General features: G+C 70.8%; 14 protein-coding genes. 6 read left to right on the top strand and 8 right to left on the bottom strand.

Annotated features, from left to right (window positions below; translation table 11 throughout):
* A partial coding sequence (locus ABZ911_RS42075; RefSeq protein WP_358069969.1) for an MFS transporter occupies nt 1–1,314 on the top strand: 1,314 nt, incomplete at its 5' end.
* 239 nt (nt 1,315–1,553) lie between these two features.
* Here ABZ911_RS42075 and ABZ911_RS42070 read toward each other — a convergent pair.
* The 8 genes from ABZ911_RS42070 to fabG all read right to left on the bottom strand — a co-directional run bounded on the left by ABZ911_RS42070 (nt 1,554) and on the right by fabG (nt 8,937).
* A complete protein-coding gene (locus ABZ911_RS42070; RefSeq protein ID WP_358069966.1) occupies nt 1,554–2,939 on the bottom strand; it encodes an MFS transporter in 1,386 nt (461 codons plus the stop codon).
* 111 nt (nt 2,940–3,050) lie between these two features.
* On the bottom strand, nt 3,051–3,833 hold the full coding sequence (locus ABZ911_RS42065) for an enoyl-CoA hydratase/isomerase family protein (RefSeq protein ID WP_358069963.1): 783 nt from the start codon (nt 3,831–3,833) through the stop codon (nt 3,051–3,053).
* An 11-nt stretch (nt 3,834–3,844) separates the two neighbouring features.
* Nucleotides 3,845–4,993, bottom strand: coding sequence for an acetyl-CoA acetyltransferase (locus tag ABZ911_RS42060; protein ID WP_358069960.1), 1,149 nt, complete (start codon nt 4,991–4,993; stop codon nt 3,845–3,847).
* Nucleotides 4,986–5,327 (bottom strand): OB-fold domain-containing protein, encoded by a 342-nt coding sequence (locus ABZ911_RS42055; protein WP_358069957.1) that lies wholly within the window; start codon nt 5,325–5,327, stop codon nt 4,986–4,988. The genes ABZ911_RS42060 and ABZ911_RS42055 overlap by 8 nt, the downstream gene beginning before the upstream one ends.
* Nucleotides 5,324–5,683: a MaoC/PaaZ C-terminal domain-containing protein gene (locus tag ABZ911_RS42050; protein WP_358069954.1), complete on the bottom strand. Its 360-nt coding sequence runs from the start codon at nt 5,681–5,683 to the stop codon at nt 5,324–5,326. Before ABZ911_RS42050 ends, ABZ911_RS42055 begins: the two co-directional genes overlap by 4 nt.
* Entirely contained in the window at nt 5,680–6,132 is a 453-nt protein-coding gene (locus ABZ911_RS42045; protein ID WP_358069951.1) for a MaoC family dehydratase N-terminal domain-containing protein, read from the bottom strand. Before ABZ911_RS42045 ends, ABZ911_RS42050 begins: the two co-directional genes overlap by 4 nt.
* Nucleotides 6,125–8,182: an acetate--CoA ligase family protein gene (locus ABZ911_RS42040; RefSeq protein ID WP_358069948.1), complete on the bottom strand. Its 2,058-nt coding sequence runs from the start codon at nt 8,180–8,182 to the stop codon at nt 6,125–6,127. The genes ABZ911_RS42045 and ABZ911_RS42040 overlap by 8 nt, the downstream gene beginning before the upstream one ends.
* 8 nt (nt 8,183–8,190) lie before the next feature.
* Nucleotides 8,191–8,937, bottom strand: a complete 747-nt coding sequence (gene fabG, locus ABZ911_RS42035) for a 3-oxoacyl-ACP reductase FabG (protein WP_358069945.1) — start codon at nt 8,935–8,937, stop codon at nt 8,191–8,193.
* 156 nt (nt 8,938–9,093) lie between these two features.
* Between fabG and ABZ911_RS42030 the strand changes: the two genes are divergently transcribed.
* From ABZ911_RS42030 to ABZ911_RS42010, 5 genes are all read left to right on the top strand, one after another.
* Nucleotides 9,094–10,092 carry an acyl-CoA dehydrogenase gene (locus tag ABZ911_RS42030; protein WP_358069942.1) on the top strand — a complete coding sequence of 333 codons (999 nt, stop codon included), beginning with the start codon at nt 9,094–9,096 and terminating at the stop codon, nt 10,090–10,092.
* A 3-nt stretch (nt 10,093–10,095) separates the two neighbouring features.
* A complete protein-coding gene (locus ABZ911_RS42025; protein ID WP_358069939.1) occupies nt 10,096–11,208 on the top strand; it encodes an acyl-CoA dehydrogenase family protein in 1,113 nt (370 codons plus the stop codon).
* Between the two features lie 11 nt (nt 11,209–11,219).
* Complete coding sequence (locus ABZ911_RS42020) at nt 11,220–11,807, top strand: helix-turn-helix domain-containing protein (RefSeq protein ID WP_358069937.1); 588 nt, start codon at nt 11,220–11,222, stop codon at nt 11,805–11,807.
* Nucleotides 11,804–12,934 carry an MFS transporter gene (locus ABZ911_RS42015; RefSeq protein ID WP_358069934.1) on the top strand — a complete coding sequence of 377 codons (1,131 nt, stop codon included), beginning with the start codon at nt 11,804–11,806 and terminating at the stop codon, nt 12,932–12,934. Before ABZ911_RS42020 ends, ABZ911_RS42015 begins: the two co-directional genes overlap by 4 nt.
* 114 nt (nt 12,935–13,048) lie before the next feature.
* Complete coding sequence (locus tag ABZ911_RS42010; RefSeq protein WP_358069931.1) at nt 13,049–13,597, top strand: YciI family protein; 549 nt, start codon at nt 13,049–13,051, stop codon at nt 13,595–13,597.
* The last annotated feature ends 177 nt before the right edge of the window (nt 13,598–13,774 follow it).

The raw sequence follows: 13,774 nt of genomic DNA, 5'->3' as shown, positions 1-13,774 counted from the left end.
CTGGTGTTGCTGGAGGCGACCGTGATCACGATCGCGGTACCCCGGATCGGCACCGACCTCGGCGACGGCCCGGCGCTGGCCTGGGTGCTGTCGGCGTACCTGCTCGCCTTCGGCGCCTTCCTCCTGCCCGGAGGGGCATGGGCCGACCGTCTGGGCAGGCGGGCGACCTTCCTGGGCGGGCTCACCGCCTTCACGGTGGCGAGCCTGCTCTGCGCGATCGCTCCCTCGCTCGCGCTCCTGCTGGCCGCACGTGCACTGCAGGGCGCCGGAGCGGGCGTCCTCGCCGCCAGCGCGCTCGGCATCGTCGTCGCCACCTACACCGAACCCCGCCGGCGCGCCATCGCCATGACCGTCTGGAGCACCCTCGGCGTCATCGGCGGAGTCGTCGGCAGCCTCAGCGCCGGACCGCTGATCGCCTGGCTGGACTGGCCCGGCGTGTTCTGGATCAACGTCGTCGCGGTCGCCTTCCTCTTCCCTCCCGCGGTCAAGGTGATCCACGCCGAGCGCACAGGGCAACGCTCGCCCCACGTGGCGCCCGCGTTCGTCGCCGCCATCGGCGCGACCAGCCTGCTCCTCGGCCTGGGCGTCATCGAGGCCCACCTCTGGATCGGCGCCGCGGCCCTGACGGGCGGCCTGGCCATCGCCGGCGCAGCGGTGGCACACCAGCGCCGGACACACGATCCGATCATCCCCGTCGCACTGTTCAAGACCCCGGCCTACCGGTGGGGAGCGGCCGGGCTGTTCACCGCCAACGGAATCATGATCGGCACCATGTTCGTCTTCTCCCGGCACCTACAGCAGGTCCTGAACGTCTCCGCCACCCAGGCCTCCCTCGCGGTGCTGCCCATGTCGGTGAGCGCGCTGCTGGTCGCGCTGGCCACCGACAAGCTCATCGACCACTACGGCAGCAGAACCACCCTGAGCCTCGGAGCCGGCGCGCTCGCACTCGGGCTCGCCTGCCTGGCCGGGCTCAGCATCGTCGCGCCCTCCTGGGGATGGCTCGTGGCGGGCGGATTCCTCGTCGGCGCGGGACTGCCGGCCAGCTTCGTCCCACTGAACCGGATGGCCTTCAGCGTCGTCGACAGCGCACAAGCAGGTGCCGCGTCCGGGCTCACCAACACCATCACCACCCTGGGCGGCGCCTTCACCGTCACCGCCGCGACCCTCGCCGATCAACTTTACGGCCCAGTCGGCGGCTACGCGCTGATGCTGATACTCACCGCCACGCTCGTGGTCGCGACCGCACGCCACAAGGCGCGGCACGCCGACAGCCCGGCCTCCCAGGCAGCAACGGCGAACGCGGTCATCGGCTGATCTCATCCGTTGGCGGGCACGACGGTGTGCCGGAGCGCCCGCCGAGGCGCACCATCGCCGCGGCAGCGTGCACCAGGACCGTGCGCACGGCCTCGGCGGAGATGAGCTTTTTGGGACCATCCAGGCTCCCGAACCCAGCTGGACGTAGCCCGCCACAACGGTGATTTTCAGGAAGTCAGGAAATCGGTCTCAAGGTGCAGCAGGAGGTGGTGAAGAGCCCGCTTGCCGGCACTGACCTGCTATACGTCGATTTGGCTGAGTGATCTCCCGCGGGTGGCACGGGTCATTGGTAGGAGGGCGATCACGCAGATGAGGGCTCCGCCGATGACGAGGAACGGCACCGAGAAGCCGCCCGCGGAGAACGTGGCGAGCAGGACCGGTGGGGCGATGGCGCCGCCGAGGTGGCCGACGCCTTCGGTGGCGGCCAGGGCGACGCTCCGCCCCCGGGTGGGGAACTGCTCGGCGCTGAGCGTGTAGCCGACGCTGGAGAACATCGACAGGCAGAGGCCGATGGTCATGCTCGCCAGCACCAGCGGGACCACGCTCGGCGCCAGGGCGATCGTCACCGCGGCGACTGTGAACACTCCGGCCACGGTCATCAGCAGGTGCTTGCGTTCGAAACGGTCGATGATGCTCGCGGCGGCAAGCCCGCCTGCCACGGCCCCCACCGAGATGATGATGCCGAACACCAGGCTCCAGCTCAGGCTGAACCCCGCGCCCTTGGTCAGGAACGTGATCGTCAGGCCGGTGAAGCCGTAGTTGGCGAAATAGAACAGCGTCCAGATGACCAGGAGCAGCAGGACCCTGGGCCGGTAGGTCCGTCCCATCAGCACGCGGAACGGCGACTGCCCCGACTCCGGCTCCGGCGGCACCGGCACAATCGGCGGGAGCGTTCCGGAGTGACGGGACGCGGCGTGGCGTTCGGCCGCGGCGACCACGGCCTCCGCCTCCTCGATGCGGCCCTGGGCCATCAGCCAGCGCGGGCTTTCCGGCACCTTGCGCAGGATCCACGGCAGGGTGAGCGCGGCGACCAGCGGGAAGGCGAGCAGGATGCGCCAGCCCCAGGAGAAGTTCGGCACGATGACCAGCGCGATGAACGGCACGACCGAGCCGCCGGAGAACCCGATCACGGTGGCCAGCGCGGTGTACCGGCCGCGCAGGGCCGCCGGGGCGATCTCCGCCGCGTAGGTGGTCACCGTGGCGATAGCCGTACCCGTGCCGACGCCGACGATGAACCGGGCGATGATGAGCGTGTTGATGTCGCCGGCTACGCCGGAGACGAGCGAGCCGCCGGCCACGAACACGACCGCGAGGAACAGCCCGGTCCGGCGGCCGCGCAGGTCGCTGAGGTAGGCCAGGCCGAGCGCGCCGACCACGAACCCGACGAGGTTGAGGCTGAGCGCGAGCGCCGCGGTCTCGGTGGTGGTGCTGAGCGCGGTGGTGACGACGGGCAGGACCGGGGCCATGTTGCCGACATCGAAGAACGCGAAGAAGTAGCCGATGCCGACCATCCAGAGGACGATCTTCGGGTACGGCCAGACGGGCAGTCGGTCGAGGCGAGGGAGGATCGTGTTCGCGTCGAGGCCGGAGTCCGGCCTGTTTGGGGAGGTGTCGGATGCCGTCATGTCGGACTCCCGAGGGAATGAGGGGGTGAGGCGGGGGTCTCCGGGGGATAGAACAGGCCGTTGCGGTCGCGCGGATTCAGGGTCAGGAAGCCGTTGCCCTTGGCCTCCTTCTCAGCGGCCCTTGAACTCGGGGCGGCGCTTCTCGGCGAACGCGGAGACGGCCTCAGCGTGGTCCTCGCTGAGGAACGTCGCGCCCTCCAGCAGCAGCCCGGTCTCCATGACCAGGTCCGCGCGATGCTTCACGATCCGGTCGAGCGTGGCCTTGGTCCCGCGTACGGCGAGCGGCGGCAGCCCGGCCAGCTTCCGGGCGACCTTGGTGGCCTCGTCCCTGAGCTGGCCGGCGGGGACCGCCCTGAGGATCATGCCGATCCGGGCGGCCTCGGCCCCGCTGATGCGTTCGCCGGTCATCAGGTAGTAGCGGGCCGCGCCGAACGACATGAGCAGTGGCCACATCACTGCTCCCCCGTCGCCCGCGACCAGGCCCATCGCCACGTGCGTGTCTGCGAACTGGGCATCCTCGGCGGCGACCACGACGTCACAGAAGAGCGCGAGGGTGGCGCCGAGGCCCATGGCGTACCCGTTGACCGCGGCGACGACCGGCTGTTCCAGTGCGGTCAGCCGGGAGACGATCGGGTCCTCGCGCAGCGCGATGGCCTGCTGCGCCGGGCTCAGGTCGCTGCCGGCGGCGAAGGAGTCGACGTCGCCGCCGGCGCAGAAGGCCCGGCCCTCCGCGCACAGCAGGACGGCGCCGATGGTGGCGTCGGCCTTGATCTCGTCGAATACCTGGATCAGCTCGGTGGCGAGCTCGCCGCCGATGGCGTTGAGTTTCTCCGGCCGGTTCAGGCTCACGGTGAGCAGTGGGCCGTCCCGCTTGACCAGTAGCTTCTTGTACACGTTCATCCTCCCTAAAGAGTCGCCGCCGAGCCGAGGACCGCGGTGACCTGGCTGGACAGCTGACCGCCGTTGCCGTGGGCCAGCGCCAGCCGGGCGCCCTCGACCTGCCGGTCGGCCGACTCGCCGCGGAGCTGGCGGACCGACTCGATGATGGTGAAGATCCCGTACATGCCGGGGTGGCAGTAGGACAGGCCGCCGCCGTTGGTGTTGACCGGTAGCGAGCCGCCGGGCGCGATCCTGCCGCCGGAGACGAAGGCCCCGCCCTCGCCCTTGGCGCAGAACCCGAGATCCTCCAGGAACAGCACGGTGTTGATGGTGAAGGCGTCGTAGAGCTGAACGACGTCGATGTCGGCGGCCTTGACCCCGGCCATGGCGTAGGCGCGGGCGGCCGACTCGGTGGCCGCGGTGACGGTCAGGTCAGGCATCGCGGAGATCGTCCGGTGCCAGTGCGCCTCCCCCGCACCGAGCACGTACACCGGGGGCTTGGGCAGGTCGGCGGCCCGTTCAGCGCGGACCATCACGACCGCGCCGCCGCCGTCGGTGACCAGGCAACAATCCAGCGCGCCGAGCGGCGTGGAGACCATACGCGCGCCCAGCACGTCGTCCACGGTGATCGGGTCCCGCTTGTACGCCTTGGGGTTCATCGCCGCCCACTGCCGGGCGGCGACCGCGACCTCGGCGAGCTGCTCCCTGGTCGTGCCGTACTCGTGCATGTGCCTGGCCGCCGCGAGCGCGTAGCCGCTGGCCGGGCTGCGCGGCTGGTAGGCCGCCTCGTAGTTGGGCACCTCCGGCGGTCCGGCCGGCAGCTTGCCGAACTCCGATCTGAGCGCCGAGCCGTACACGATCAGGGCGACGTCGCAGGCGCCGGCGTCCAGCGCGAGCGCGGCGTGGTGCAGGTGGGAGACGAAGGAGCTGCCGCCGACCATGGTTCCGTCGGTGTAGCGGGGCCGGATGCCGAGATATTCGCCGACGTCGAGCGGGGCCATGCCGCGCCCGGCGACCGCGGTGAACAGGCCGTCCACGTCCCTGGTGGTGAGCCCGGCGTCGGCCAGGGCGCGCGCCGCCGCCTGCGCGGCCAGGTCGAGCGAGCCGAGCCCGGTCACGCCCAGGTCGGATTCGGCGACCCCGGCGACGACCGTGCGTCCGCGCAGGTCACGCATGGAACACCACCCTCTGCTCCACGACCGTGCCGCGGACGCGCAGGCCGATCTCCGGCTCGCCGCCGAAGACGCCGAGGACGGTGCTCATCATCCGGAACCCTTCGTCCAGATCGATCAGGGCCACGTTGTACGGCTCGCCGTCCCGCCGCGGGATCACGGTGGCGCTGTAGACGGTGCCGTGCCCTTCCGAGGCGGCCCAGTCCAGCCGATCGGAACCGCACAGCGGGCAGAGCAGCCGGGGCGGGAACACCGCGCCCGCGCAGCCGGCGCACGTCTGGTAGGCGATCACGCCCTCGGCCAGGCGTTCGGCGTAGATGTCATGGGGTGCCCTCACGCCTCCACCTCCGCCGAGCCGCGCAGCACGACCTCGCGGGTGCCGTCCGGCGCCTCGCGCTCCACGGTCAGGTCGTAGGCACCGTCGGCGCTGCCGGAGCCTTCGGCCGAGCAGACGAGCACGTCGCCCGGCCAGACCTGGGCCACGTAGCGGACCTGGTAGCGGCGGAGCCTGCCCAGCTCGGTGACCACGCCGGACAGAATCCCGGCGGTCAGCAGGCCGTGCGCGAACGGGCCGGGGAATCCGGCCGCCTGGGCGACGTCCCCGTCGAAGTGGATCGGGTTGAAGTCGCCGCCGGCTCCGGCGTATCTGACCAGGTCGGCCAGGGTGAGCGGGCCGATTCTGCGTTCGATCACGCCTTCTCCCCGAGGATCTCCAGGATGGTGGTGCGCAGCCGCAGGACGGGCTGGCCCTTCTCGTCGGCGAACTCGCTCTCCATCGTGATCACGTCCATCGTCCCGCGGCCGCCTTGCTTGCGTTCGATGGCGGCCACCCGGGGCGTGACGGTGAGCTCGTCCCCCGCGACGACGTCGGCGAGGTACTCCCACTCGGCGCCGCCGGCCAGGACCCGGCGCAGGTCGACGCCGATGTCGTCGAGCGACTGGGCCGGGCCGTAGTGCTGGGAGACCGCGGAGAACGTGGGAGGGGCGGGCAGGTCGGCGTAACCCTGCGCCCGAGCCGCCTCCAGGTCATGAAATATCGGGTTCTGGAAGTGCAGGGCGCGGGCGAACTCCACGACCTTGCCCCGCTCCACCCTGATCACGTACGACGGCCACGTATATCCGGCCTTGCGCGCGTCAGCCATGAGAGATCACCACCAGTCCATCGGCCGCGACGACGGCGCCGTCGGCGACGCGCAGCGGGTTGACGTCCACCTCGTCCACCTCGGGCAGGTCCAGGGCCAGCTCGGCCAGGCCGGTCATGACCGTGGCCACGAGCTCGGCCTCCTCCTCGCTGAGCCCGCGCCCACCGCTCACCAGCCGCCCGCCGGCCAGCCCGTCGAGCGCGGCGCGTGCCGTACGGACGTCGAACGGCGGGCGGAGCAGCACCGCCTCGGCGAGGATCTCCACGAGCACGCCGCCGAGACCGGCCGCGACCATCGGCCCGAAGGCGGGATCGCGGCGCATCCCGCAGGTCAGCTCCAGCCGGGCGGGCACCATCTGCTGCACGAGCACGCCCTCGATCCGGGCCTGCGGCGCCTTGCGCGCCACCTCGGCGAGCATGGCCGCGTACTCCCCCGGCACGTCGCGGACGCCGAGCCGCACCGCTCCGGCGTCGGACTTGTGCGGGAGCTGGTAGCTCATGGCCTTGAGCGCGACCGGGCCGCCGATGCTTCCCGCGGCCCGCGCGGCATCCTCCGGTGAGTGCACGAACTCCTCGGCGGTGACCGGCACGCCGTACAGCGCGAGCAGCTTCTTCGCGTCGCACTCCAGCATGGGCGAGCCGCCGGTGAGCAGCGCGCGGGCACGTTCGCGGCGCTCCTCGTCCGGCCGGTACGGCGCGCGGGCGGGGATCGGGCGGGTGGTGAACCTGGCGAGCGCGGCCAGCGAGCCGACCGCCCGCGCCGGATCGGTGTAGGTGGGCACGCCCGCCTCGGTGAGGTCCACGACCGGCGCGTTGGTGAGGACCGCGAGGGGCCTGGTGGTCGAGCGGTAGGTGTCGATGACCGTGTCGATCGCCGGGCCTGGGTGGGCCCAGACCACGGTCGTCAGCATGTCCACGCTGGGCGACCCGGCCACCGCGTTCACGACCTTGCCGTACGCCTCGGGGTTGCCGGTGATCTGCGCGGTGGTGTCCACCGGGTTGAGCACCGAGCCGTAGAACGGGCGCGGCATGAGCTCGGTGAGCGCGGCCTGCTCGTCCTCCGGCAGCTCGGGCACGGTGAGCCCCTGCTGGGCGGCCACGTCGGACAGCAGCACTCCGGCACCGCCCGAGGTGGTCATGATGGCGATCCGGTCACCCGCCGGACGGCGACCGTCCTGGAAGATCAGCCCGAGGTCGAGCATCTCCTCCATCGTCTGCGCGACGATCACGCCGTACTGCTCGCACACCGCGTCCATGACGGCCGCCGATCCGGTGACCGACGCGGTGTGGCTGAGCGCCGCCTTGGCCGCGGCCTCGGTACGGCCGGCCTTGAGCATGACCATCGGCTTGCCCAGCTCGGCGGCCCGGACGGCCGCGTCGATGAAGGTCTCGGGGTCGCGCAGCGTCTCGCTGAAGGTGAGCAGCACGCCCACCTCGGGGCGCTCCACGAGAAAGCGCAGCGTCTGGGCCAGGTTGACGTCGACCTCGTTGCCGGTGGTGACGAACCAGCCGAGCCGTACGCCGGAAAGCAGGGCCTTGGACGTGAGGTAGGAGCCGAAGCCACCGCTCTGCGAGACCAGGGCCACCGGGCCCGGCTGCGGCAGCGGCTCGTTGGGCAGCAGCGCGAAGTTGGCCATGACGCCGCCGGCGACGTTCATGTAGCCGATGCAGTTGGGGCCGATCAGCCGGATTCCGGTGCGGGCGGAAACGTCGGCGAGCGCCTGCTGGAGGTCCTTGCCCTCCGGCCCTGCCTCGGCGAACCCGGAGGTGAGGATGACCGCGCCGCCGACACCGCGTTCCGCGGCCTGCTCGACGACGCCGAGCACCTGGCCCGCGGGGACCGCGATCACCGCGAGGTCGACCGGTTCCGGCAGGTCGGCGATGGACGGGCAGGCCTTGCGGCCCTGGATCTCGGTGTCGCGGGGATGGACGGGATGGACGGGGCCGTCGAAGGCGCGCAGCAGGTTGGCGGTGACCATCCCGCCGATGCTCCACGTGTTGTTCGACGCGCCGACCATGGCGATGGACGTGGGGGCGAGCAGCTTGTCCATGCGGGCTCCTATCGGACGAGCATTCCGCCGCCGTCGACCGACAGCACCTGCCCGGTCGTGTAGCTGGAGGCGTCTGAGGCGAGGAAGACGTAGGTCGCGGCGATCTCTTCTGGTTCGGCCATCCGCCGCAGCGGCAGTTGCCTGATCGCGGCCTCGAAGTTGAACCGCGGGTTCGTCATGACCTCGCGGGTCATCTCGGTGGCCGCGGAGGGGGCGACGGCGTTGACCCTGATGCCGTGCCGGCCGAGTTCCTTGGCCGCTGAGCGCATGAGGCCGAGCATCCCGGCCTTGGCCGCGGCGTAGTTGATCTGGCTGACCGAACCGTTCTGCGCGGTGGAGGAGGAGGTCATCACGATCGAGCCGCGACCGGCTTCGATCATGTCCGGGACCACGGCCTGGAGCAGGTAGAACGAGGCGGTCAGGTTGACCGCGAGCACGTCGTCCCAGTCGGCGTCGGTCATCTTGGTGAGCATCGCGGGCCTGGTGATCCCGGCGTTGCTGACCAGGACGTCGGCCGGGCCGAGCGCCTCCCTGGCCGCCGCGAGGGCGCGGTTCACGTCGGCCCGGTCGGCCACATCACACGTGATCGCGAGGGCGGTGCCGCCCTTGTCCTCGATGTCCTGAACCACCGGCTGCGCGTCCTTGCGGTCGACGAGCGCGACCTTGGCGCCCTCGGCCGCGTAGGCACGTGCGATCGCCGCTCCGATGCCTTGCGCGGCACCGGTGACGATCGCGACCCTGCCGTTCAACTGCACCGTCCCACCTCCTGAATCAGATTCACTAGAAGAAGCTTCCGTAAGGTCTAACAGGACGCCACCCTGCCCGTCAACGGGCGATTTTTCATCATTGACAGGCATTTGCCGGACTCCATATAACTGAATCCAGTTCACTTCACAGATTGGAGGTGGCCGATGCTCGCGCTGCTCACCGAAGAGCAGGAAATGGTGCGCGACCTGGCCGGCGAGGTGGCCGAGTCCTGTCGGCTCGCCAACCCCGGCGATCAGGTGGACGCCGCGAAGGGCTGGGCCGAGCTCACCCAGGCGGGGCTGCTCGGCCTGCGGACCAGGGAGGGCGGCACGCCCGCCGCGTCGGGAGTCGAGGCGGCGCTGGTGGCCGGCGCGTTCGGTGGCGCGCTCGCACCGGTCCCCTACCTGACCTCGGGCATTCTGGTCGCCGAGCTGCTCGCGCTGGCAGGGGCCGATTCCTGGCTCGACGAGCTGGCGTCTGGCGAGGTCCGTTACGCGCTGCTGCTGACTCCAGATCTCAAGGGCCTGGCCGGACCGGGTGCGCAGGCCGTGGCCTGGGATGTCGAGGGCGCTTCCTACGCGCTCGGACTGACCGTGGACGGGCGGCCGTGCCGTACCTCTCTGGAGGGGTTCTCGCGCGCCGAGTGCGCGGACCGGACGCGGCCGATCGCCCGTGGCACCGCCACTTCGGTGGAGGAGCTCGGCGAGCCGGTCGACCTGGACCGCTGGCTGGCCCTCGCGCTGTCCGCGGTCGCGGCCGACGCGGCCGGGGCGATGCGCGCGGCCCTGGAGGGGGTGGTGGCCTACGCCAAGGAACGCATCGCGTACGGCGTGCCGATCGGCTCCTTCCAGGCGATCCAGCACCTGTGCGCGGACGCGCTGGTCCAGTGCGAGGCGGCGGCGAGCTGCGTGGCCTACGCCTCCTGGGCGGTCGACGCGCTCGACCCGGCCGAGGCGCTGCTCGCGGCCCGTACGGCCAAGGCCTACACCTCCACCGAGGGCCTGTCGGTCTGCGAGACCGTCATGCAGGTCTACGGCGGGATCGGGCAGACCTGGGAGCACATCGCGCACTACTACACGCGCCGGGTGATGCTCGACGCCCACCTGCTCGGGGACGCCTCCGACCAGTTGACCAAGATCGCCGACGCCAGGTTGGGAGGCTGACCGATGGACTACCGTGACAGCGCCGAGCAGGCCGCGTTCCGCGCCTCACTGCGGGAGTGGCTGGCCGAGCACGCCCCCAGGAACTACGGCGAGGCAACCGACGAGATCCGCCGCGATTGGCACCAGAAGCTGTACGAAGCCGGATATGTCGGCATGTCCTGGCCCAAGGAGTACGGCGGGCGCGGCCTCAACCCGATCTACGACGCCATCTTCAACGAGGAGACCGGCCTGGCCGACTGCCCACCGGTCCCCGGGTTCGTCAACTACATCGGCAGAACCGTCTTCACCTACGCCTCGGAGGAACAGAAGCAGCAGTACCTGCCCAAGCTGCTGTCCGGCGAGGTCCAGTGGTGCCAGGGCTTCAGCGAGCCCGGCGCCGGGTCCGACCTGGCCGCGCTGCGCACCAAGGCCGAGCTGCGCGACGGCGTGTGGGTGGTCAACGGGCAGAAGATGTGGACCAGCGGCGGCGAGCACGCCGACTGGTGCCTGCTGCTGGCCAGGACCGACCCGGACGCGCCCAAACACAAGGGCATCTCCTGCTTCCTGATGGACATGCGCTCGACCGGGGTCACCGTACGGCCCATCGTGCTGTCCGACGGCGAGCCGGAAACCAGCGAGGTCTTCCTCGACAACGTCGAGATCCCGGCCGCCCAGCTCCTCGGCGACCAGGGCGCAGGCTGGAGGATCGCGATGACCGCGGTGTCCTACGAGCGCGGTCCCGCGGACGTGGGCATGATCTCCTGGTTCCGCAAGGAACTGGCCGCCACCGAGCAGGAGGCCCGCGAACGCGGCGTCGACGAGGAGACCCGCAGGCGGCTGGCCTGGGCGTACGTCACCGGCGAGGCCATGCGGCTGAACGTCGCCCAGCAGCTCTCCCACCGCGTGGCCGGACGACCGGTCGGCGTCGAGGGCTCGGTGGCCAAGGTGCTGTGGTCGCAGGCCTGGCAGAACCTCACCCACCTCGAACTCGACATCGCCGGAGCGGACACGCTCACCGGCCGGCAGCCCGCCTGGCTGGCCAACTACTTCCGGTCCCGCCCGGCCTCCGTCTACGGTGGATCATCGCAAATCCAGCGCAATCTGATCGCGTGGCACCTTCTGGGACTGCCTCGATAATGGAGACAACTGTGAGCAGACCGTCCGGCAGCGCCGTCGCCCGTGCGCTGCTGGACGCCGCTCGCGAACTGTTCGCCGAGCGCGGCTTCCACGCCACCGCCGTCAACGACATCACCAAGCGGGCGGGCACCAGCGTGGGCGCCCTCTACTACCACTTCGAGAGCAAGGACAAGGTCTACCACGTCCTCTGGGACGAATACATGCGCACGCAGGAGCAGCGCACCCGCGAGGCGGTGACGATCCTGCGCGAGGCCGGCGTGACCGACAGCCGCAAGCTGTTCCTGGCCGGTACCCGCGCCTACCTCACCAGCGCGTGGGAGCACCGCGACATCGTGCGCCTGCTGGGCGACGGGGACTCGCCACCCGGGTTCGCCGCGGTCGCGGCCAAGTCCGGGCAGGTGTGGACGCAGATGAACGCCAAGCTCATCACGCTGTCCGACCCGGTCGCCACCCAGGCGCTGGTGGCCATCATCACCGGTTCCGTGGGAGCGGTCTGCCGTGAGGTCGCCGGCTGCGCGCAGCGGGAGGCGGCCGAGGAGCTGATCGCCAAGTCGATCGAGATCTACAGCACGCTGCTCGACAACTTCCCCAACTCATGACCAAAGTCGTCAGCGCGATCGCCTTCGTGGTCGCGGTGGGCTTCGGCGTGCAGGCACCCGCCATCCCGGTGCTGGCCGGAGACCTCGGTATGGCAGGCACCGCGGTGGGCAGCGTGATCTCCGCGTTCGCCCTGATGCGCCTGGTATCCGGCCCGGTGGGCGGCAGGCTCGTCGACCGGTTCGGCAACCGCGCCGTCCTGGTCACCGGCATGGGCGTGGTCGCCGTCACCAGCGTCCTGGCCGGCCTGTCCCGCAGCTATCCCGAACTGCTCATCGCCCGCGGCGCCGGCGGCATCGGCTCGGCGTTCTTCACGGTCTCGGCGCTCAGCCTGCTGCTACTCCACTCCCCGCCGGAACGCAGAGGCCGCGCCGTCGGCTACTTCCAGGGCGCCTTCTCCCTCGGCACCATCGCCGGTCCCGCGCTCGGCGGCCTGCTCACCGGCGCCTCCCCGCGCCTTCCCTTCTTCGTGTACGGCGCGGCCATGGCCCTCGCCGGGCTGATCGGAATGATCTTCCTGCGCGGCGCGACCGGGTCGGCCCGCGGTGCGAAGCGCGAGCGCGCCCGGCTCGGCCCGGCCCTGCGCAACCGCTCCTTCCACGCCGCGCTCATCGCGAACTTCGGCCTCGGCTGGGCCGTGTTCGGCGTACGCGTGTCGATCCTGCCGCTCTTCCTGCTCCAGGTGGTGCACGGCAACGCGTTCTGGACCGGGGCCGGGCTGACCGCCTGCGCGCTCGCCCAGGCGGCGACCCTTCCCCTGGCCGGCAAGCTGGCCGACACGTGGCGGAGCACGGCCTGCCTCACCCTCGGCTGCCTGCTCGTCGCCGGCAGCCTGCTCGTCGCGCTGGTCACGGCCAGCGTGCCCGGATATCTCTGCGGTCTGGTCCTGATGGGGCTCGGCGCGGCGTTCGTCGTCACATCGGGCGGCCAGATCGTCGGCGCGATCGGCGGCGGCGGCACGGTCGTCTCGGTCTACCAGATGGGAGCCGACCTCGGCATGGTACTCGGCCCGCTGGTTGCCGGGGCGCTCGCGGACGCGTATGGCTATCCGGCGGCGCTCATCCTCACCGCACTCATTCCGGTGTTCGGGATCGGGCTGGCCGTGCGCTCCTGGGCCGGGCGCGAGTGAGGGCCACCCCAGCGACCGGCACGGCACCGTCGTCGTGGATGACCCGGTAGCGGGCTGGGCGGACCGCGATGGCAGCCGCCGCAAGAGCGGCCTCATATGGTAGGTACTCTTGGCATGGACTTTTTCTGTTATCACCGCGATCGGCCTGACTCCGCGGCGCTGCGCGACGAGCTGCTGGAAGAGCACTGGTCCTACATGGACCGGTACGCGGCGGAGATGATCGCCCGTGGCCCGACCTTCGGCCGCGGCAGCGACACGGCCACCGGCAGCGTGCACATCGTCGACCTGCCAGATCTCGCCACTGCGCGTGCGTTCGTCTTCGAAGAGCCGAACTACCAGGCTGGTGTGTACCGGGACGTCGTGTTGCGTCGATGGCGAAACGTGCTGGGGCGTACTATGTGGGATTTTCCTGGCGGTCGAGACGGCAGCAACCGGTATCTGGTGCTGGGCCTCGGCTCCGGGCAGGCTGTCGACCTTGTTCCGCCGCCCGACCGGGATGAGCTGATCGCGTATGGGCCGCTGCTGTCCGACGACGGCACCACCTGGCTGGGTACGGCGCTGCTGGTCCGGGCGCCGGACCCGGATGCGGCACGCGCCGTCCTGACCCTGGACCGGTACGCCGACATCGAGGTCCACGACTGGGAGTTCGGCGGGCGGCGGTGATGAGCACTGGACCATCGCCGAGGTGGGGCCAGAACTCGCGCGAAGGCTGAGCGGCCGAGTGCGGGCCTGGCCCAGATCTTCAATGCTGACGGCTGGTCACAGGCGGGCGGTCCACTCGTGGCTCGTGAGGACGTCAGCACCCCTGGCCGGGAAGACGCGGTTGATCAGGAAGTCGTG

Source organism: Nonomuraea sp. NPDC046570 (assembly GCF_040645915.1).
In the GTDB taxonomy this organism is placed as follows: Bacteria; Actinomycetota; Actinomycetes; order Streptosporangiales; family Streptosporangiaceae; genus Nonomuraea.
Note: the sequence above shows the minus strand (reverse complement) of the source record. Positions and strands in the feature narration are given on the sequence as shown.

What these genes read in the sequence shown, in the direction of transcription:
- ABZ911_RS42070 (WP_358069966.1), bottom strand. Translation starts at nt 2,939, where the DNA reads ATGACGGCATCCGACACCTCCCCAAACAGGCCGGACTCCGGCCTCGAC.
- ABZ911_RS42060 (WP_358069960.1), bottom strand. Translation starts at nt 4,993, where the DNA reads ATGCGTGACCTGCGCGGACGCACGGTCGTCGCCGGGGTCGCCGAATCC.
- ABZ911_RS42045 (WP_358069951.1), bottom strand. Translation starts at nt 6,132, where the DNA reads ATGGCTGACGCGCGCAAGGCCGGATATACGTGGCCGTCGTACGTGATC.
- ABZ911_RS42040 (WP_358069948.1), bottom strand. Translation starts at nt 8,182, where the DNA reads ATGGACAAGCTGCTCGCCCCCACGTCCATCGCCATGGTCGGCGCGTCG.
- ABZ911_RS42030 (WP_358069942.1), top strand. Translation starts at nt 9,094, where the DNA reads ATGCTCGCGCTGCTCACCGAAGAGCAGGAAATGGTGCGCGACCTGGCC.
- ABZ911_RS42025 (WP_358069939.1), top strand. Translation starts at nt 10,096, where the DNA reads ATGGACTACCGTGACAGCGCCGAGCAGGCCGCGTTCCGCGCCTCACTG.
- ABZ911_RS42015 (WP_358069934.1), top strand. Translation starts at nt 11,804, where the DNA reads ATGACCAAAGTCGTCAGCGCGATCGCCTTCGTGGTCGCGGTGGGCTTC.
- ABZ911_RS42010 (WP_358069931.1), top strand. Translation starts at nt 13,049, where the DNA reads ATGGACTTTTTCTGTTATCACCGCGATCGGCCTGACTCCGCGGCGCTG.